This is a genomic window from Streptomyces fractus, assembly GCF_049844455.1.
Taxonomy (GTDB): domain Bacteria; phylum Actinomycetota; class Actinomycetes; order Streptomycetales; family Streptomycetaceae; genus Streptomyces; species Streptomyces fractus.
Genome location: NZ_JBMYHI010000002.1, coordinates 6,008,925 through 6,026,385 on the forward strand (window position 1 = coordinate 6,008,925; position 17,461 = coordinate 6,026,385).

Annotated in this window: 22 protein-coding genes and 2 tRNA genes; 21 read left to right on the top strand and 3 right to left on the bottom strand. The window is 67.7% G+C overall.

All coding sequences use genetic code 11. The annotated features are described in order from the left end of the window. Positions 1-380: 380 nt before the first annotated feature. Both ACP4E5_RS29120 and ACP4E5_RS29125 read left to right on the top strand, forming a co-directional pair. On the top strand, positions 381-521 hold the full coding sequence (locus ACP4E5_RS29120; protein WP_425833743.1) for a hypothetical protein: 141 nt from the start codon (positions 381-383) through the stop codon (positions 519-521). Positions 522-1,455: 934 nt separating this feature from the next. Further along, positions 1,456-2,247 carry an NUDIX domain-containing protein gene (locus ACP4E5_RS29125; protein WP_425833745.1) on the top strand — a complete coding sequence of 264 codons (792 nt, stop codon included), beginning with the start codon at positions 1,456-1,458 and terminating at the stop codon, positions 2,245-2,247. Here ACP4E5_RS29125 and ACP4E5_RS29130 read toward each other — a convergent pair. Continuing rightward, entirely contained in the window at positions 2,231-3,364 is a 1,134-nt protein-coding gene (locus ACP4E5_RS29130) for a helix-turn-helix transcriptional regulator (RefSeq protein WP_425841743.1), read from the bottom strand. The two genes, ACP4E5_RS29125 and ACP4E5_RS29130, sit on opposite strands and share 17 nt — an antisense overlap. 335 nt (positions 3,365-3,699) lie before the next feature. On the opposite strand from ACP4E5_RS29130, the gene ACP4E5_RS29135 reads away from it, so the two are divergent. From ACP4E5_RS29135 to ACP4E5_RS29200, 14 genes are all read left to right on the top strand, one after another. After that, positions 3,700-4,059: an SCO3933 family regulatory protein gene (locus tag ACP4E5_RS29135; RefSeq protein WP_425833747.1), complete on the top strand. Its 360-nt coding sequence runs from the start codon at positions 3,700-3,702 to the stop codon at positions 4,057-4,059. 2 nt (positions 4,060-4,061) lie between these two features. Beyond that, the gene (locus ACP4E5_RS29140; protein WP_425833749.1) at positions 4,062-5,420 is read left to right on the top strand and encodes an FtsK/SpoIIIE domain-containing protein; all 1,359 of its coding nucleotides are present in this window, start codon (positions 4,062-4,064) and stop codon (positions 5,418-5,420) included. Between the two features lie 92 nt (positions 5,421-5,512). Next, the gene (locus tag ACP4E5_RS29145; RefSeq protein WP_425833751.1) at positions 5,513-5,695 is read left to right on the top strand and encodes a hypothetical protein; all 183 of its coding nucleotides are present in this window, start codon (positions 5,513-5,515) and stop codon (positions 5,693-5,695) included. 6 nt (positions 5,696-5,701) lie between these two features. Further along, positions 5,702-5,881 (top strand): hypothetical protein, encoded by a 180-nt coding sequence (locus tag ACP4E5_RS29150; RefSeq protein ID WP_425833753.1) that lies wholly within the window; start codon positions 5,702-5,704, stop codon positions 5,879-5,881. 75 nt (positions 5,882-5,956) lie between these two features. Further along, positions 5,957-6,601, top strand: coding sequence for a DUF2637 domain-containing protein (locus ACP4E5_RS29155; protein WP_425833755.1), 645 nt, complete (start codon positions 5,957-5,959; stop codon positions 6,599-6,601). An 18-nt stretch (positions 6,602-6,619) separates the two neighbouring features. Continuing rightward, positions 6,620-6,820, top strand: coding sequence for a mobile element transfer protein (locus tag ACP4E5_RS29160; RefSeq protein WP_425833757.1), 201 nt, complete (start codon positions 6,620-6,622; stop codon positions 6,818-6,820). 14 nt (positions 6,821-6,834) lie between these two features. After that, positions 6,835-6,975, top strand: coding sequence for a hypothetical protein (locus tag ACP4E5_RS29165; protein WP_425833759.1), 141 nt, complete (start codon positions 6,835-6,837; stop codon positions 6,973-6,975). Between the two features lie 25 nt (positions 6,976-7,000). Beyond that, complete coding sequence (locus ACP4E5_RS29170) at positions 7,001-7,357, top strand: SpdD-like protein (RefSeq protein WP_425833761.1); 357 nt, start codon at positions 7,001-7,003, stop codon at positions 7,355-7,357. A gap of 91 nt (positions 7,358-7,448) precedes the next feature. Continuing rightward, complete coding sequence (locus tag ACP4E5_RS29175; protein WP_425833763.1) at positions 7,449-7,637, top strand: hypothetical protein; 189 nt, start codon at positions 7,449-7,451, stop codon at positions 7,635-7,637. Beyond that, a complete protein-coding gene (locus ACP4E5_RS29180; RefSeq protein WP_425833764.1) occupies positions 7,634-7,855 on the top strand; it encodes a hypothetical protein in 222 nt (73 codons plus the stop codon). The genes ACP4E5_RS29175 and ACP4E5_RS29180 overlap by 4 nt, the downstream gene beginning before the upstream one ends. Further along, complete coding sequence (locus tag ACP4E5_RS29185; protein WP_425833766.1) at positions 7,852-8,544, top strand: DNA methylase; 693 nt, start codon at positions 7,852-7,854, stop codon at positions 8,542-8,544. Before ACP4E5_RS29180 ends, ACP4E5_RS29185 begins: the two co-directional genes overlap by 4 nt. Further along, positions 8,541-9,941: a replication initiator protein RepSA gene (repSA, locus tag ACP4E5_RS29190; RefSeq protein ID WP_425833768.1), complete on the top strand. Its 1,401-nt coding sequence runs from the start codon at positions 8,541-8,543 to the stop codon at positions 9,939-9,941. The genes ACP4E5_RS29185 and repSA overlap by 4 nt, the downstream gene beginning before the upstream one ends. After that, positions 9,938-10,138, top strand: coding sequence for an excisionase family DNA-binding protein (locus tag ACP4E5_RS29195; RefSeq protein ID WP_425833770.1), 201 nt, complete (start codon positions 9,938-9,940; stop codon positions 10,136-10,138). The genes repSA and ACP4E5_RS29195 overlap by 4 nt, the downstream gene beginning before the upstream one ends. Further along, complete coding sequence (locus tag ACP4E5_RS29200; protein ID WP_425833772.1) at positions 10,138-11,310, top strand: tyrosine-type recombinase/integrase; 1,173 nt, start codon at positions 10,138-10,140, stop codon at positions 11,308-11,310. The genes ACP4E5_RS29195 and ACP4E5_RS29200 overlap by 1 nt, the downstream gene beginning before the upstream one ends. A 66-nt stretch (positions 11,311-11,376) precedes the next feature. On the opposite strand, the gene ACP4E5_RS29205 is transcribed toward ACP4E5_RS29200, so the two are convergent. Beyond that, a tRNA-Gly gene (locus ACP4E5_RS29205) sits at positions 11,377-11,450 on the bottom strand. Between the two features lie 138 nt (positions 11,451-11,588). Between ACP4E5_RS29205 and ACP4E5_RS29210 the strand changes: the two genes are divergently transcribed. The 5 genes from ACP4E5_RS29210 to clpX all read left to right on the top strand — a co-directional run bounded on the left by ACP4E5_RS29210 (position 11,589) and on the right by clpX (position 16,266). Beyond that, positions 11,589-11,665 (top strand) — tRNA-Pro (locus tag ACP4E5_RS29210). A gap of 172 nt (positions 11,666-11,837) precedes the next feature. After that, a complete protein-coding gene (tig, locus tag ACP4E5_RS29215) occupies positions 11,838-13,244 on the top strand; it encodes a trigger factor (RefSeq protein WP_425833774.1) in 1,407 nt (468 codons plus the stop codon). A 253-nt stretch (positions 13,245-13,497) separates the two neighbouring features. Then, positions 13,498-14,103, top strand: a complete 606-nt coding sequence (locus ACP4E5_RS29220) for an ATP-dependent Clp protease proteolytic subunit (RefSeq protein ID WP_266725478.1) — start codon at positions 13,498-13,500, stop codon at positions 14,101-14,103. Positions 14,104-14,164: 61 nt separating this feature from the next. Next, a complete protein-coding gene (locus tag ACP4E5_RS29225) occupies positions 14,165-14,824 on the top strand; it encodes an ATP-dependent Clp protease proteolytic subunit (RefSeq protein ID WP_266719658.1) in 660 nt (219 codons plus the stop codon). 155 nt (positions 14,825-14,979) lie between these two features. Then, entirely contained in the window at positions 14,980-16,266 is a 1,287-nt protein-coding gene (gene clpX / locus ACP4E5_RS29230) for an ATP-dependent Clp protease ATP-binding subunit ClpX (RefSeq protein ID WP_385767265.1), read from the top strand. A 98-nt stretch (positions 16,267-16,364) separates the two neighbouring features. Here clpX and ACP4E5_RS29235 read toward each other — a convergent pair whose 3' ends face one another. Further along, positions 16,365-17,441 (bottom strand): hypothetical protein, encoded by a 1,077-nt coding sequence (locus ACP4E5_RS29235; RefSeq protein WP_425833777.1) that lies wholly within the window; start codon positions 17,439-17,441, stop codon positions 16,365-16,367. Positions 17,442-17,461: the final 20 nt, after the last annotated feature.

The window sequence follows — 17,461 nt, forward strand, 5'->3', positions numbered from 1 at the left end:
GGAGCGGGGGTGGGTCAATCTCCGTGGAGGACACGGGAAGCGGCAGAGACGAAATCTTCGATCGCCTGCTGGGCCAGGCCACTTAATCGCCTCCTGTCGCTGGCGTCGGTGGCCTTGCGGATCTCAGTGGACGCCCACCCGGAGCTGTGGATCGCGATCGTGGCCCAGGTCGAGAGTGCCTACCAACGGCGCCGCCGACAGGGTGCGTTCGGCCTACTGGGCTCCGTCGAGGCGGGGGCTCATTGCCGTACCCTGGTAGCACGCTTATCTTGTTGCGTTTTGATCAAACTGAAGTCATGCCTAGTCGCTCCGGTGCGAAGAGCTAAGCGGGCTCACCTGGTGATCTCGGACGACAGGCCTCCACGAGAGGTACTGTCGCTATGCCTGAAATCGCCTGGATCCAGATGTTCCTGGCCGTTCTGGTGGCATTCGTAACGTTGGGCGCGGTGGCGTTGCTGCGTTGTCCGCGTGAGGACATCGTCAAGGTCATTCGGGAACTGCGTCGCGTCGTCCGTAGGTGACCTGGTCGACTGTTGGAGCAGGGTCGGTCACTGACAGCCCCAGCGATCAGTGACCGGGCCTGCTTTCCGTTCAACCCGCTCACTTGCCCCAGCTTCCATCCCGTCCGCCGTCGACCCACACGTAGTGGAGTGGGCGTGGTTCATGGCGTCCAGGTGGAGCGCGCCACTGTACGAACGACCTGGACGCCATGAACCACGTCTGCTCGGCTTTGCCTGGGTCGACGGTGGACGGGATGGAAGCCCTTCACGCAACCACCTGCGGCCTCGCACTCGGCAGCGTTTCCCCTGGCCCCCGGTGCTGGCCGATCCCCCGCCGGAGGCATCGCTTTTGCCCGCGGCCGTGGTGAACCTGCGCGATCTGTGGACCATGAGCGGTTGAGGATCACGTGGCGTTGGCCCGCCGGTTGACGCCACCATGATCCGGCCTGATCGGTAACCCAAAGCGTCGTTGACCCATGTGCGGAAGTCTCCCCGGTCCTCCTTGGCTCGTTGCTGGATATGGCCCTTGGGATGTGCCGGGCGGGCGCCGCCCCGCTGCCGGCGGCGGAGACATTTAGGCGGCGGGGCGGCGCCCGCCCGGCGCCGCCCCGTGTGGGGCCCTCGATCCTTCGGGACGGCTCGGGCCTGGTGGTGTTTGCGGGGGGTGCTCTTGTACGTGCGCCTTGTGGTCTTACGGGTCTTGAGGCTTTTCCCCCTACAAGGCCGGATCATGGTGGCGTCAACCGGCGGGTCGGCGCTGTGTGATGCGTGAGAGCGGCTTGGACCGGCAATGATCGACGGCGCGGGTCGAACCCGTGCCGCGAGCGGAGCGAGCCTTGATGAAGTAGGGAAACTCTGTCCGCGTGCTCCTGGCTGGCTGTGTCCTGGTTGACAACCGGATGGACGGCTACGCTGGTGCGGGCCAGTTGATGACATCAGGGAGCGTGCTCGGAGGATGGGACCGAAGTCGGAGCGGGTCTACCGCAAGATCTGTGAGTGGATCTCGACCGGCGAATACGCTCCGGGCGCCAAGCTCCCGTCTGAGCGCAAGCTTTCAGAAGACCTGGAGATCGGCCGTACACAGCTTCGGCAGGTGCTCGCTCGTCTGGTCGCTGAGAAGGTCATCGAAGTCCACGGGCGTAGCTCGTACCGCGTTCCCACCCACGAAGTAGTCACGGTCACTCCGGGCCAGTTGGAGCCCTGGAAGATCCATGGTGAGCGGACGATCTATGACGATCGTTGGGTGAAGCTCAACCTCGTCGACGTCGAGCCTCCGGGCGTTGAGCGGTTCGAGCATCACGTAGTACGGCTGCATCACGTGGCGATCACGGCAGTAGTCGATGATCAGGACCGGGTGCTGATGCTCTGGCGCTACCGGTTCGTGCCGGACAAGTGGGGTTGGGAGCTTCCCGGCGGCATCGTTGATGAAGGTGAAGATCCCCAAGACACTGCGCGCCGGGAGTTCGAGGAAGAGACCGGTTGGCGTGCTGGTCCCCTTGAACACGTCGTGACCTATCAGCCCATGGTCGGCATGGTGGACTCACCGCATGAGATCTACGTCGGGCGCGGAGCGGTGAAGGTCGGCGAGCCCACGGACGTAGAGGAATCCGGTCACCTTGAGTGGGTGCCGCTCTCGGACATCCCAGGGTTGATGGCACGCGATGAGCTGATGGGTTCGGGCACGCTGGTCGCGCTGCTCCACATCCTGTCGACTCGGGGAGCCGTCGCGCCTACAGCCTCCGCGTGAGCTGCTCGATTCGCCGGCGGTGACGTACGGACCCGGTTCGGTTGGCCAACAGCCGGGCTTGCTGAAGATGTTCTTGGGCTTGGCTCAGCTCGCCTCGAACAAGGTGGGCTTGGGCGAGATCGCAGCGGAGGCCGGACGTCGCTCGGACGAACGTCGGATCTGCTGTCTCTAGGCCGGTGTACAGGCTGGCAAGGGCGTCATCGTCGCCGAGCAGGGAGAGCACGTTCCCGCGCCAGCGGGCCAAGTGTCCGCCGTTCAGGAAGATGCTCAGCATGTCGGGATCGCGGGCTTCCTCGCCGGACGGGAGGCATGCGATTGCCTTGTCCAAGGCGCGCTTACAGTCGTCGGGCGAGTCGGCCTTCGCGCATAGTTCGGCCTCTGCGGCGTACAGCCATGCGCGCAGTCGGGGAGAAGCCTGCTTCCCTGCGAGCCGTTGAGCCTCGCGGACTAGCTGAACGGCCATCTCGGGGCGTCCGGCCTCATTGAGCACATACGCCTGCTCTGCTGTGGCGTGGGCCAAGTACATAGGTTCTTCGGCCTCTTGGGCGGCGCGCTTGCCTAACTCGTAGCTCCGCCACGCGCGTTCGACCGCCCCTGTGTCGAGGGCTTGCCAGGCGCCCAGTGTCGCGGCTCCGGCGAGTGCGCGAGCGACCGGCCGGCGGGTGTCGGGCAGAACGGCGAACGTCAGCGCGTCTTCGAGTGCGGCAAGGTGCCCCGTCATCTGATCAACGAGGCTTGCGGCTCCCATCTGCCGATCCATGGTGCGCAGTAGCTCGGTCTGATCCATGAACGTCTTGACCATGGAGAGGCTGACGTTCCGGGCCGAGTCGATCCGGTCCATCAGGTCTGTGTAGCCATCGGTTGCGATGGTGGGCTTCTCCGACGGGTGATCTTCGAAGAGTTCAGCGTCGGTGACGCCTAAGAGAGGCCGGATGACCTGGGCGTAGTGGTCGCCGATCGGGCGTTTGCCGTTCTCCCACTCCGAGGCGTAGACACGGAGGCTCGCGGTCGAAGCGACGGTGAGCAGGTGCTGCGTCGCGAACCTCTCGATCTCGCGGACTAATCGCTCTTGCGACCACCCGCGTGCCTTCCTGATCTCGCGTAGTCGGTTGGACACCTCTACCGCCCTCGCCTCGGTGTCGACAGCGCTTAACGGAAGCATGCCGCACATTCGCGCAGGTGGTCAGGGGTTAACCGGAAGAGGGTTAACCCCTGTTGGCTACCGGCCTGTTGGGGATCGCGGTTCTCTAGAAGCGTCGCAAGAAGGCGAGTTCAGAAGCCGGGTGGCGACACCGCTTGACAACTGGTGCGCACCAGATGCAATCTATTGGTGCGCACCAGTTGGGACCCGAGTGCTCGTGGAACCGCTACGGGCACCGCCAACGCGTAGGAGCGGCGACCCACCGCCAAGTAAGTACGCCGCTCCCGCCCCTCTGACAAGGGAGTTCAATCATGCAGCAAATCCCCGTGGACACGAACGGCGCGATGCTGATGGTGGCGACGCCTCCGCAGCCCAAGTACTCGAACCCCAAGACCCAGGAGCGCGCTGCCGACACGCGTACCGGTGAGTTCCTGATGACGGTGGATGTCCTGTTCGTGAAGGACGGCAACGCCGAGGTCGTGAGGGTCACCGTGGGTGAGTCGTCCATCTCCGGTGAGCTGGTGACGGGTACGGCGGTCGCGCTGACCGGTCTGATCGCTCGGCCGTGGGAGAACGAGTTCAACGGCCAGAAGCGGCACGGCATCAGCTTCCGCGCGGTCGCCGCGACGGCCGTGGACGCCGGCGGCTCGAAGAACCTGAAGGCGGCCTGATCATGGGCTGGTTAACGATCAGCGTGCTCGCGGTCGTTGTCGGGCTGGCGCTGCTGCTTCGGTGGCGCCGCCCCGCCTGGTTCTGGATGACGTTCGGCGTCGCCTACGCCGTCCTCAAGGTCCGCTTCCGGTACGCGTCCGTGATGGACGCCTGTGACCTCACGGTGCCTGCCTCCCGCTTCAGGCTCTGGCTCGCGCGGCTCCTCAAGACGGAGATCCCCCGCCAGCGTGTCCCGCGCCTGAGGTGGATCAAGCCGACGCGTACCGGTCTGCGGCTACGGATCCGGATGCAGCCGGGACAGGACGCCTTCGACTACTCCTCGGCGGTCGACCGGTTGCGGCACGCGTTCGGTGTCCATCAGGTCACCTCGCGCGAGATCAAGCCGGGTGTCGTCGAGATCGCCATGACCGGGTACGACGTGCTGCGCCGGGTGCAGATGCCGGCGAAGACCGAACGGCGCGGGCTGAAGGTCCCGGTCGCGCTGGTGGAGGACGGGTCGGTGTACTTCCGCGACTACTGGTCGGTTCCGCACTCGATCACCATCGGTGCGTCCGGGTCCGGGAAGTCGGTTTACCAGCGGCGTGTGATCAAGGAACTCGCTGCGCTGAAGGTGGCGCTGGTCGGCATCGACTGCAAGCAGGGCGTCGAACTCTCCCCGCTCGCCCGCCGCTTCTCCGCCCTGGCCGACAACCCCGACGACGCCGCCGAACTGCTCGAAGCACTCGTCGACCGGATGGACGAGATCTATCAAGTGATCCGACGCGTCCAACGGGTCAGCGCGGACACGCCGGATGCGGAGATCGCCGCGAACATCTGGGACCTGCCCGAGGACGAGCGTCCGGTGCCGATCGTGCTGACGATCGACGAGATCGCGGAACTCGCCCTGACCACCTCACGGGCCGACGAGAAGCGCCGAACGAGGATCATCGTCGCCCTGGTCCGGCTGGCCCAACTCGGCCGTGCTGCCGGCATCTTCGTCGACATCTACGGGCAGCGCTTCGGCTCCGAACTCGGCGATGGCATCACCATGCTGCGCGCCCAGTTGACCGGTCGCACCGCGCACCGGGTCAACGATGAATCGTCCTCCCGGATGGCGTTCGGTGATGTCTCGCCGCATGCGGTGTTCGCTGCGACGCAGATCCGCAACGACCGCCCCGGCATGGCCGTGGTCGGCTACTCGAATGGCGAGTGGGCCCGTATCCGCACCCCGCACACGACGATGCGCGAAGCGGTGACCGCGTGCAACAAGCACGCTGATCTGACGCCGGACATACCGGAGTTGGCCCGCTTCCGGCCGGTCTTCGAGACCGATCTGAGCAAGGCGCCCGCGACGCTCGAACCCGTCGCCGAAGCCGCCTGAACCCTCCCGCACCACGGTCGGCGTGACCGCCTCGCGCCGGGTCCCTACCCGCTCCATGCCCAAAACCGGCTCTCTGGAAGGGAGAACGAACCGTGAACCACAACCCCGAAACTCGGCGAGACGACAGCGAGCGGACCGCCCAACTGCGTAGCTCGATCTTCCGCTACCGGCACATGAAGGGGCACGACCGCTACTTCGTCGAGGTCGTCTGGAGCGCGCTGGAGCACCAGCTGGCGCCCCCGGCCGGACACAGCTACCCCCGCCACGGTGGCTGACCGCCCATGGCCCCGCGAAAGGCCCGCACCGCTCCCGCGCCGGCGGTCAAAGCGCCCAAGTGTCGGGTCTGCAAGGGCTCCGGAGAGGTCTCGATCAAGGTCCGGGTCGGCCGCAAACAACGCCCCGTCGGTGATCAGACCGGCCTGTGCCTGACCTGCTTCGGCTCGGGCGAAGCCACCGACTGAACCCGCTGGGGCCCGGCGGCCGGACCCTGTTCCCCGCCGCGCCCCGGCCCCACACCTTGAAGGAGGTGAAGAACGATGAACCCCAAGATCCGTCCGGACGCCGTCCTGATCCAAGCCGTGATTGCCGGGGCGCTGTCCTTCGCCCACCTGCACGACCTCGCCGACGCGGCCGGACAGTCCGGTTGGAAGGCGTGGGCCTACCCGATCAGCGTCGACCTGCTGTTGGTCGCTGCGTGGCGTCGGCTGCGTAACGACGGGCCCTCCCGGCTGGCCTGGTGCTGGTTCCTGGTCGCTCTGGTTGCCTCGCTCGGCGCGAACGTCGCCACGGCTGGCTTCCTCGACCTGGCGCACCCGCCCGCGTGGCTGCGCTTCGGCGTCGCCGGCTGGCCCGCGCTCGCTTTCCTCGGCGGCACCCTCCTCACCCACAGCCCTGCCCGCACGCCGTCACCGGAGCGAGCTCCGGAAGTCCCTGCATCGGCCACCGTGACCCGCGCCCCCGAACCCGCTGCGGAACCCGAACCGGTCGCCGTTCCCGCTCCTGCGCTACCGGAACCCCCTGCGCCTGCCGTGGAGGCTCCGCCGGCCCTCGTCGCGCACGCCCGCAAGGTCGCCGACGACCACCGGGCCCAGACCGGACAGCGCATCGACCTCGACACCCTGCGCGCCCGCCTCAACGTCCCGCCCGCCATGGCGGACGCCATCGCCGCACAACTCACCTGACACGAAAGGAATCCGATCATGGGACGCCGCTTCTTCCTCTTCGAACGACTCCAGAGCTACGGCCCCGTCGACATCGCCCGCGGCCTCATCTCGGACGGCGAGAAGGGCTACACCGCCGTGTGCAAGGCCGACGGCTGCGGCTGGTCCTCCGACTACGCCAGCTACGGCTCGGTGTGCATCGCGGCCAAGGGCCACGTCTGCCGGATCAAGAACCGCTGAGCGGAGGCACTGCCGTGGACGTTCCGTTCTGGTTCTTCATCGCCGTCGTCGGCGCGCTCGGTATCAAGCTCGCGCGTCCGCCGGCCTGGCTCGTCCTGGTCCTGCTGATCGGCGGCTACTTCCTCGCCCCCGCCATCGGCACCTTCCTCAACTGACCCGACCCGGAAGGGAGTACAGCTCATGCTCACACCCCGCGTTCCGCTCAACCCGCAGCCCACCGGCGAGATCATCCCGACCATCACCACCCTCGGGACCGTCGTCCCCCACAACCCGGCGCAGGCTCAAGCGCCGTGCGGCTGCCAGCACCACGCCCCGGCGCCGGCTCCTGCCGCTCCCGTGGCCTCGCGTCCGGCCGTGCAGCTCACCCCCGGCGCGCTCCTGCTCCTCGTCGGTGGCGGCACCGCTGCCGTGCTCGTGGTCGGCACGGTGCTGGTCTCCATGCTCCTCGCGGTCGCCGTCACCGCCGGCGCGCTCGCCATCGTCGCCCTGGTGGTCCGCTCGCTCATCGCCTCCGAGCAGAAACAGCACCGCCGTTGACCGGCCCCGGAGCGGTCTCAACTGACAGGTCTTGCCCGCTACGGCGCCGTGCCTCCTGCCCGAACCAACTGATCCGGAAGGAACCCTCATCATGACCGACCGCATCTCCTACCTCGGACGGGTCTGCCCGAACTGCGACGGCTTCCCCGTAGTCGCCGTATCCTCCGGCCTCGGCCGCGACTCCCGCGGGAACCTGCGCACCATCACGGTCACCTGCCGCACCTGCCAGGGCGCCGGCACTCTCCGCCCGGCCATTGCTGTCCGGGCGGTGGCGGCGTGAAGTCCCTGACCATCTCCGCCCACATGGAGCAGGACAGCGCATCCCGGCTCGTCGTCTTCGACAGCTTCGTGATTGTCCGTGTCGGAGGCAGGGACGTGGAAATCACCTTGCTGGCCACGCCCGGCACGTCCACGGCCCTACGGGACTTGGCCGCTCGCCTCAACGAAGCCGCGCAGATCCTCGACACCATGACCACCTCGTCCGAGGTGAGCGCATGATCGCCCGCCGCGTTCTGGAGCTGTACTCCTGCTCGGGCGGCGCCGGTTGGGGCTACCATCTCGCCGGTTTCCGCGTCGACGGCTGCGACATCGTCGACCGCCCCCGCTACCCGTTCCCGTACCACCGCGGCGACGCGCTCGCGTACCTCGCCCACCTGATCGCCACCGGCGAGATCAATCAGTACGCGCTGGTGCACGCGTCCCCGCCCTGTCAGGCCGGCTGCGCCCTGACCGTCGGCACCAACCGGTCGCAGGGCTGGGGCGGCACCCACACCGATCTCGTGGCCGCGACCCGGACTCTCCTCGACGCGACCGGTCTGCCGTACGTGCTGGAACAGCCCAACGGCAAAGCCAAGATCCGCAAAGACGTGTCCCTGTGCGGCGAGATGTTCGGGCTCGGCGTGCTGCGTCACCGCAACTTCGAACTGGGCCGCTGGGCGACTACCGCGCCAGCTCACCCCAAGCACCGCGGCTACGTCCGCGGGCATCGGCATGGTGTGCGCCGCGAGGGTCCTTACGTCGCTGCATACGGCAACGGTGGCGGCAAGGCCACGGTCCCCGAGATGCAGACCGCGATGGGCATCACCTGGACCGACGTGCGCGAGGAGCTGACCGAGGCCATCCCGCCCGCCTACACACGCTGGCTCGGCACCGCGTTCCTGACCGCGCGCCAGGAGGTGTTGGTGTGAGCGACACCGCCACCCTGGCGGGCCTGGATACGGCCACCCTCGGCGACATGCTGCGGGTGGCCGGCTCCACCGGCTTCGACCGCTGGCAGGACCAGATCAAACGCACGGGCGGCTGCTCCGACCCGATCCACCTCACCGGCTGGTCCATCACCAAGGACCGCGCCACCGGCGAGACGCTGCGGCACTACTCCACCGACACCGAACCCGGCGCCCGGCTCCGGATCGCCTGCGGCAACCGCCGTGCCTCGCGCTGCCCGTCTTGCGCCTTCACCTACGCCGGCGACACGTACCACCTGATCCGGGCCGGCCTCGTCGGCGACACCCGCCACGAGATCCCGGCCGCGATCCGCAACCGGCCCCGCGTCTTCACCACCCTCACCGCGCCATCCTTCGGCCCGGTCCACAACCAACCCACCCGCGGAACCTGCCGCTGCGGCACCGACCACCGCGACGACGACCCCGCGCTCGGGACGCCGCTCGATCCGGACGGGTACGACTACGCCGGCGCCGTCCTCTTCAACAACCATGCGGGCGACCTGTGGCACCGCTTCGTCAACCGGCTGCGCCGTGAGATCGCCGCTCGCGTCGGCATCACACAGCGGGAGTTCAAGGAGGTTGCCCGGCTGTCGTACGGCAAGGTCGCCGAGTTCCAGAAGCGCGGAGCCATCCACTTCCACGCCGTGATCCGCCTCGACGGACCGGACGGGCCCGACACCGCGCCGCCGTCCTGGGCGAGTACGGACCTGCTCACCCAAGCGATCCAGGACGCCGCCGCGCACTCGTACGTCACGGTGACCGTGCCGCCCGCTCCCGACGCCGGACACCTCGACGGCTGGCGCCTGCGCTGGGGCCGACAACTCGACGTACGCCCCATCAAGGCGTTCGGCGACGGTACGGAGATCACAGAGCAGGCGGTCGCCTCGTACGTGGCCAAGTACGCCACCAAAGCGGCCGAGAACACCGGCACGGTAGATCGACGCATCGGCAACCGTGAGGCTGCCCTCCTGCTCGGCCTGCCGGATCACCCGCGGCGCCTCATTGAAGCCTGCTTCGACCTCGATCCGTTCTACCCGGAACGCCGGCTGACGGCCTGGGCGCACATGCTCGGCTTCCGCGGCCACTTCTCCTCGAAGTCCCGCGCCTACTCGACCACCCTCGGCACTCTGCGGCAGATCCGCGCCGACTACCGCGCCGCCCAAGAACGCGAAGCCCTCGGCCTCGACGGACACGAGCCGGACACCGTGCTCGTCCTCGCCTCGTGGGAGTACGCCGGCCACGGCCACACCCCCGGCGAATCCGCTCTCGCCGCCTCGATCGCCCGAGACCTCCAACTAAACCGCGAGACAGCACGCGAAGCCCTGCATGACCAACGCGCTCAGGAAGGAGCCGCAGCATGAACGATCGCTACCTCGACGTGAAGGAGGCCGCCGAAATCTTCAACACTTCGGTCCGGTTCCCCCGGCGACTCATTGAGGAACGCCGGATCAAGTACATCAAGGTCGGCCGACACGTCCGCATCCCCGAGAGCGCCGTACTCGCGTTCCTCGCCGCGAACACGGTCGAGCCCCGTCGGCGGCTGGGGGTGGCTGCCTGATGGCTGGCAAGAAGCGCAGGCGGTACGGCCGCGTCCGCAAGCTCCCGTCCGGCCGCTACCAGGTTCGCTACCTGGCCCCCGACGGGCAGCTCCGTCCGGCGCCGGAGACCTTCCGCACGAAGACGGACGCTGACAACTGGCTCGCCGACAAGCAGTCGGAAATGCACCGGGGCGACTGGCACGACCCGGACGCCGGACAGGTCCCCTTCGGGCCGTACGCCACGGCCTGGATCAAGGAGCGGGAGATCACGACCACCACGCGGCAGCTCTACGGCTCGCTCCTGAAGCTCCACCTTGAGCCCGCCTTCGGAGCCGTCAACGTGGCCGCGATCTCGCCCGCCCTCGTTCGGGGCTGGCGTGCCGACAAGCTCGCGTCCGGTACCGGGCCGACGACTGTCGCCAAGGCGTACGCCCTGCTCCGCTCGATCCTGGGCACGGCTGTGTCGGACCAGATGATCAGGCGGAACCCGTGCCAGATCAAGGGAGCGAGCATCGTGCACACCCCGGAGCGGCCGACGGCCACCGTGGAAGAGGTCTACGCGCTCGCCGACGCGATCCAGCCGCGCTATCGGGCGCTCGTCCTCATGGCGGGCTTCCTCGGCCTGCGCTGGGGTGAGCTGGTCGGTCTGCACCGCCGGGACATCGACCTGGAGCAAGGCACCGTTCGTGTCCGGCGGGCGGTCGCTGAGCTGTTCAACGGGAAGCAAGAGATCAAGGCGCCCAAGAGTGCGGCGGGCAAGCGCACCGTTGCCGTGCCGCTCGTGATCGTCGCGGAGATCCGGGTTCACCTGAAGCGGTACGCGGAGCAGGGCGCCGAGGGCCGTGTCTTCATCGGGGTCAAGGGTGCGACTCCTCGCCGCAACCACTTCAACAAGCTGTGGCGTGCGGCCTGCGACGACGCCGGGATCAAGGGCCTGCACTTCCATGATCTCCGCCACACGGGGAACACGCTCGCCGCGTCGACCGGGGCCAGCACGCGGGAGCTGATGTCGCGCATGGGCCACAGCACGACCCGCGCCGCGCTGATCTATCAGCACGCGAGCGCGGACCGTGACCGGCTGATCGCGGACGCCCTGAACGAGATCGTGAAGAAGGGCCGGAAGAAGGGCAAGAAAGCCAAGAAGAAGAAAGATCGAAAGCCGAAGGGGCACGCGGGGGACACGGAGGACTGAACGGGCCCCTAGGAAACGATCAAGGCCAGGCAGAGGAAATAGCCTCTGACCTGGCCTTGAGTCGTATGGAGCGGGCGACGGGAATCGAACCCGCGTAGCTAGTTTGGAAGACTAGGGCTCTACCATTGAGCTACGCCCGCACGGCCGCGCCGCAGGTCGGTGACCGCGGCACGCAGGCATCGTAGCGGGTCGAGGGGCCCGAGTGCACACCCTCTTTCCGGCGGTCGCGGCGCGGGAGCCGCACTGCCTGCGGGCATGTACCCTACGTGTCGCACCGACGGGGTGTGGCGCAGCTTGGTAGCGCGTCCGCTTTGGGAGCGGAAGGCCGTGGGTTCAAATCCCGCCACCCCGACCAGCGTTCGGAAGGTGGCCGTCACACTCAGGGCCGGCCGCCCCGGGGTTCTCCGAGATCGCATCAAGATCGCATTGTGGGTCCGCAGCGGCGTGCCGTTACTATGCAAGCTGCATGCCCGTGTGTCTCTTAAGCCGGGCACGATCCCAGAAGTCAGCCCCCAAGGAGACCCACCGTGAAGAGCGCCGTCGAGACCCTGAACCCGACCCGGGTTCGGCTCAGCATTGAGGTGCCCTTCGAGGAGCTCAAGGACAGCCTCGACGCGGCGTACAAGAAGATCAACCAGCAGGTCACGGTGAAGGGCTTCCGCAAGGGCAAGATCCCGGCCCGCGTCATCGACCAGCGCTTCGGCCGCGGTGCGGTGCTGGAAGAGGCCGTCAACGACGCGCTTCCGAAGTTCTACACCGAGGCCGTCAACGAGGCGGAGCTCAACGTCCTCGGTCAGCCCGAGGTCGACATCACCGACCTGAAGGACGGCGAGACGCTGAACTTCACCGCTGAGGTCGACGTGCGCCCGACGATCGAGATCCCGGACTACTCCGGCATCGAGGTCGAGGTCGACGCCACCGAGGTCACCGAAGAGGACGTCGACAAGGCCGTCGAGCAGCTGCGCGACCGCTTCGCCTCCACCGCGCCGGTCGAGCGCGCCGCCGAGGACGGCGACGTCGTGACGATCGACCTGGAGGCCAAGGTCGAGGGCGAGGTCCTCGAGGACGGCGTCGCCTCCGGTGTCTCGTACACCATCGGCTCGGGCGAGCTCCTCGACGGCATCGACGACGCCGTCAAGGGCCTGGAGGCCGGTGGCGAGGCCACCTTCACCTCCGAGCTCAAGGGCGGCTCCGCCGAGGGCAAGGACGCCGAGGTCACCGTCAAGGTGAGCCAGGTCGCCAAGCGTGAACTGCCGGAGCTGGACGACGAGTTCGCGCAGCTCGCCTCCGAGTTCGACACCCTCGACGAGCTGAAGGCCGACAGCCGCAAGCGCCTCGAGAACCAGAAGCTGAACGACCAGGCCACGCAGGCCCAGGAGCGCGTCCTGGAGAAGCTGCTCGAGCTGGTCGAGGTCCCCGTCCCGGAGAAGCTGCTCGAGGACGAGGTCCAGACCCGCAAGCACAACCTCGAGAACCACCAGCTCGCCCAGATGGGCCTGAACCTCGAGAAGTTCCTCGAGATCCAGGGCAAGACGGTCGAGGAGTTCGACGCCGAGACGAGCGAGCAGGCCGTCAAGGGCATCAAGACGCAGTTCGTCCTCGACGAGCTCGTCAACAAGGAGAAGCTGAACGTCAGCCAGGAGGAGCTCACCGAGCACCTCATGCGCCGCGCCGCCTCCTCCGGCATGTCCCCCGACCAGTTCGCCCAGGCCGTCGTCGAGGGTGGCCAGGTCCCGATGCTGGTCGGCGAGGTCGCCCGCGGAAAGGCCCTTGCCGTGGTCGTCGAGGCCGCCACCGTCAAGGACACCAACGGCGAGGTCGTCGACCTGTCGGACGACGAGGAGGAGACGGAGGAGGCCACCGAGGTCGCCGCCGAGGCCACCGAGTCCACCGAGGCCGTCGAGGGCTCCTCCGAGGAGCAGGACAAGGCGTAACCGCCTGGCCCGCAGCATGAACGAAGGCCCCCCGGAACCAGCTGGTTCCGGGGGGCCTTCGCGCCCTCTCGCAGGGGGGCTTACCTGCGCTCACAGCGAACAGTTCGGCTCGCGGGATTCCTCGGAGGGGGCCGCGCGTTAGGGTCCATGAAGAGGAGGGCAGGGGTGTCCGAGCACGACCCCCGGCCCCAGCTAAAGACGCGAGACGGCGCGTAGCCGTCAGAGACGAGCAGGTGGATCCGTGACGAATCTGATGCCTTCCGCCGCAGGCGAGCCGTCCATCGGTGGTGGCCTCGGCGACCATGTCTACAACCGGCTGCTCGGCGAGCGAATCGTCTTCCTCGGCCAGCAGGTCGACGACGACATCGCGAACAAGATCACCGCACAGATGCTGCTCCTTGCCGCCGACCCGGACAAGGACATCTTCCTGTACATCAACAGCCCCGGCGGCTCGGTGACGGCCGGCATGGCGATCTACGACACCATGCAGTACATCCCGAACGACGTCGTCACCATCGGCATGGGCATGGCCGCCTCCATGGGCCAGTTCCTGCTGACCGGCGGCTCGGCGGGCAAGCGCTTCGCGCTGCCGCACACCGACATCCTGATGCACCAGGGCTCCGCGGGCATCGGTGGTACCGCGTCGGACGTGAAGATCCAGGCCGAGTACCTGCTGCGCACGAAGAAGCGCATGGCCGAGATCACCGCGCGCCACTCGGGCCAGAGCGTCGAGACGATCATCCGTGACGGTGACCGCGACCGCTGGTTCACCACCGAGGAGGCCAAGGAGTACGGCCTCATCGACGAGATCATCACTGCCGCTACGGGCGTTCCGGGCGGCGGCGGCACCGGCGCCTGATCCTCGCGATCACGTCGGCACAGCCAGCCAAGCCCACCCTCACCAGGACGGAACACCGACCATGAACAACTTCCCCGGCAGCGGCCTGTACCAGGGCCCCCAGGTCGACAACCGCTACGTGGTGCCGCGCTTCGTCGAGCGCACCTCGCAGGGCGTGCGCGAGTACGACCCGTACGCGAAGCTCTTCGAGGAGCGCATCATCTTCCTCGGCGTGCAGATCGACGACGCGTCGGCCAACGACGTCATGGCGCAGCTGCTGTGCCTGGAGTCGATGGACCCGGACCGCGACATCTCCATCTACATCAACAGCCCCGGCGGCTCGTTCACGGCCCTCACGGCCATCTACGACACGATGCAGTTCGTGAAGCCGGACATCCAGACGGTCTGCATGGGCCAGGCCGCCTCCGCGGCCGCCGTCCTGCTGGCCGCCGGCACCCCCGGCAAGCGCATGGCGCTGACCAACGCGCGCGTGCTGATCCACCAGCCCTCCGGTGGCACCGGCCGTGAGCAGCTCTCCGACCTGGAGATCGCGGCCAACGAGATCATGCGCATGCGGGCCCAGCTGGAAGACATGCTGGCCAAGCACTCGACGACGCCGATCGAGAAGATCCGCGACGACATCGAGCGCGACAAGATCCTCACGGCCGAGGACGCGCTCGCGTACGGCCTGGTCGACCAGGTCGTCTCGACGCGCAAGATGAACAACGAGGCGATCGCGTAGTAGGCGCTGTATCGTCTGCCGTTCCCTCGGCACGGTTCGCGTCAAAGTGAACCGTGCCAAGGGGGGCCCGAACGGGGGGCCCGGCAAGGTACCGTCGGATACAGGCACCAGGAGCCGCTTACGCGAGCGTCTCCCAGGCGAAGGGGAAGCACCTCGTGGCACGCATCGGTGACGGCGGCGATCTGCTCAAGTGCTCGTTCTGCGGAAAGAGTCAGAAGCAGGTCAAGAAGCTCATCGCAGGCCCCGGTGTGTACATCTGCGACGAGTGCATCGACCTCTGCAACGAGATCATCGAGGAAGAGCTCGCGGAGACGAGCGAAGTGCGCTGGGAGGAACTGCCCAAGCCGCGCGAGATCTACGAGTTCCTCGAGAGCTACGTCGTAGGACAGGAAGCCGCCAAGAAGGCCCTGTCCGTCGCGGTGTACAACCACTACAAGCGCGTCCAGGCCGGCGAGAACGGCGGGGCGAACGGGCGGGACGACGCGATCGAACTCGCGAAGTCCAACATCCTGCTCCTCGGCCCGACCGGCTCGGGAAAGACGCTCCTCGCGCAGACGCTGGCGCGCATGCTCAACGTCCCGTTCGCCATCGCCGACGCGACGGCGCTGACGGAGGCGGGGTACGTCGGCGAGGACGTCGAGAACATTCTGCTGAAGCTGATCCAGGCGGCCGACTACGACGTCAAGAAGGCCGAGACCGGGATCATCTACATCGACGAGATCGACAAGGTCGCCCGCAAGTCGGAGAACCCGTCGATCACGCGTGACGTGAGCGGTGAGGGCGTGCAGCAGGCGCTCCTCAAGATCCTTGAGGGCACCAGCGCCTCGGTTCCGCCGCAGGGCGGCCGCAAGCACCCGCACCAGGAGTTCATCCAGATCGACACGACGAACGTGCTGTTCATCGTGGGCGGCGCGTTCGCCGGTCTGGAGAAGATCATCGAGTCGCGGGCGGGTGCCAAGGGCATCGGCTTCGGAGCGACCCTGCACTCCAAGCGCGAGCTGGAGGAGAAGGACCAGTTCCAGGAGGTCATGCCGGAGGACCTGGTGAAGTTCGGGATGATCCCGGAATTCATCGGCCGCCTCCCGGTCATCACCGCGGTCCAGAACCTCGACCGTGAGGCGCTGCTCCAGATCCTCGTCGAGCCGAAGAACGCTCTGGTCAAGCAGTACCAGCGGCTCTTCGAACTCGACGGTGTGGAGCTGGACTTCGAGCGCGAGGCGCTCGAGGCCATCGCCGACCAGGCGATCCTGCGCCGCACCGGCGCGCGAGGACTGCGCGCCATCATGGAGGAGGTCCTCCAGTCGGTGATGTACGAGGTCCCGTCCCGCAAGGATGTGGCCCGCGTCGTCATCACCGCGGACGCCGTTCACTCGAACGTGAACCCGACGCTGATCCCGCGGGACGCCCGCGGCGGTGGCAGCGGCGAGCAGAAGTCGGCGTAGCCGAACGCGAGTCGGCTCGAGAGCACGAGAGCATGAGAAGGGCCCCGGTCGGATCTCCGACCGGGGCCCTTCTCATGCGTTGCGGCGGGTGCTGACCGTCAGGACTTGACGCGGACCTCGTTGCGCAGCTTCGCCGTCGTGTCGGCCGCCTCGCTCAGCGGCTGCTCCTTCTTCGAGATGATGGCGCCGCTGTCGGAGTACACGATGTACGTGACCGTGCTGTGGTCACCCCAGATGCACATCGGCATCTTGAAGCTCGACGGCACGCCCGCGGTGGACGAACTGCCGCTGGGCATCGCGTACTTGGCGTTCTGGCACTTCAGGACGCCGTTCTTGAAGCCGGCCGGCTCGAACTTCTGGGGCGAGCCCTCGAAGGAGACCTTGGCGCCGCTCGCGCCGCCGGCCTGCTCCTTGGACTTCTTCTCCATCTCGGTGAACATCGAGTCGACGACCTTCTCCGGGTCGTCGATCTTGCCGTAGACGCCACCGAAGTTGATCGCCTTGACCGAGGTGCCGGAGCCCGCCTTGTAGCTGGCGTTCACGCTCTTGGGGTCGGTCACGCCCCACTTCTTGGCCTCCGCGAGGTCGCTGTCGCTGAAGGTGCCGCTGCTCGACGTGTTCGAGCTGCTCTTCTGGTACTCGCCGAGGACCGTGGCCGGCGTCGTCAGCTTGTGCGAGCCGTCGTCCGCCACGGACGAGCCACCGCTGCCGCCGTCGCCGCCGCCGAAGACGAAGTAGCCCCCCACTCCGAGCGCCGCGACCACGACGACCGCGCCGATCACGATGGCCAGCGTCTTCTTGCCGCCGCCCCCGCCGGCGGGCGGCTGCTGCGGGTACTGGCCGTACGGAGCCTGCTGCGGCTGACCGTACGGGCCCGGCTGCTGGGGCTGGCCGTAACCGCCGGGCGCCTGCTGCGGAGGCTGGCCGTAGGGGCCAGGCTGCTGCTGGGGCTGGCCGTACGGACCCGGCTGCTGCTGCGGGGGAACGCCCTGGGGCGCCTGCTGCGGCGGCTGCTGCGGGTAACCGTAGCCGGGCTGGGGCGCCTGCGGCGGCTGGCCGTACGGGCCCGGCTGCGGAGGCTGGCCGTAGGGGCCCGGCTGCTGGGGCTGCTGGCCGTACGGGCCCGGCTGCTGGGGCTGCTGGTTCCCATAGGGGCCCGGCTGGTCGTGGCTCATTACTGGCGTTCCCTCCCGTT

Coding starts and splice junctions, on each gene's coding strand:
- ACP4E5_RS29225 (WP_266719658.1), top strand. CDS start 14,165: ATGAACAACTTCCCCGGCAGCGGCCTGTACCAGGGCCCCCAGGTCGAC.
- ACP4E5_RS29125 (WP_425833745.1), top strand. CDS start 1,456: ATGGGACCGAAGTCGGAGCGGGTCTACCGCAAGATCTGTGAGTGGATC.
- ACP4E5_RS29175 (WP_425833763.1), top strand. CDS start 7,449: ATGACCGACCGCATCTCCTACCTCGGACGGGTCTGCCCGAACTGCGAC.
- ACP4E5_RS29135 (WP_425833747.1), top strand. CDS start 3,700: ATGCAGCAAATCCCCGTGGACACGAACGGCGCGATGCTGATGGTGGCG.
- ACP4E5_RS29235 (WP_425833777.1), bottom strand. CDS start 17,441: ATGAGCCACGACCAGCCGGGCCCCTATGGGAACCAGCAGCCCCAGCAG.
- ACP4E5_RS29150 (WP_425833753.1), top strand. CDS start 5,702: ATGGCCCCGCGAAAGGCCCGCACCGCTCCCGCGCCGGCGGTCAAAGCG.
- ACP4E5_RS29200 (WP_425833772.1), top strand. CDS start 10,138: ATGGCTGGCAAGAAGCGCAGGCGGTACGGCCGCGTCCGCAAGCTCCCG.
- ACP4E5_RS29155 (WP_425833755.1), top strand. CDS start 5,957: ATGAACCCCAAGATCCGTCCGGACGCCGTCCTGATCCAAGCCGTGATT.
- ACP4E5_RS29220 (WP_266725478.1), top strand. CDS start 13,498: ATGCCTTCCGCCGCAGGCGAGCCGTCCATCGGTGGTGGCCTCGGCGAC.
- ACP4E5_RS29170 (WP_425833761.1), top strand. CDS start 7,001: ATGCTCACACCCCGCGTTCCGCTCAACCCGCAGCCCACCGGCGAGATC.
- ACP4E5_RS29140 (WP_425833749.1), top strand. CDS start 4,062: ATGGGCTGGTTAACGATCAGCGTGCTCGCGGTCGTTGTCGGGCTGGCG.
- ACP4E5_RS29185 (WP_425833766.1), top strand. CDS start 7,852: ATGATCGCCCGCCGCGTTCTGGAGCTGTACTCCTGCTCGGGCGGCGCC.
- ACP4E5_RS29120 (WP_425833743.1), top strand. CDS start 381: ATGCCTGAAATCGCCTGGATCCAGATGTTCCTGGCCGTTCTGGTGGCA.
- ACP4E5_RS29195 (WP_425833770.1), top strand. CDS start 9,938: ATGAACGATCGCTACCTCGACGTGAAGGAGGCCGCCGAAATCTTCAAC.
- ACP4E5_RS29160 (WP_425833757.1), top strand. CDS start 6,620: ATGGGACGCCGCTTCTTCCTCTTCGAACGACTCCAGAGCTACGGCCCC.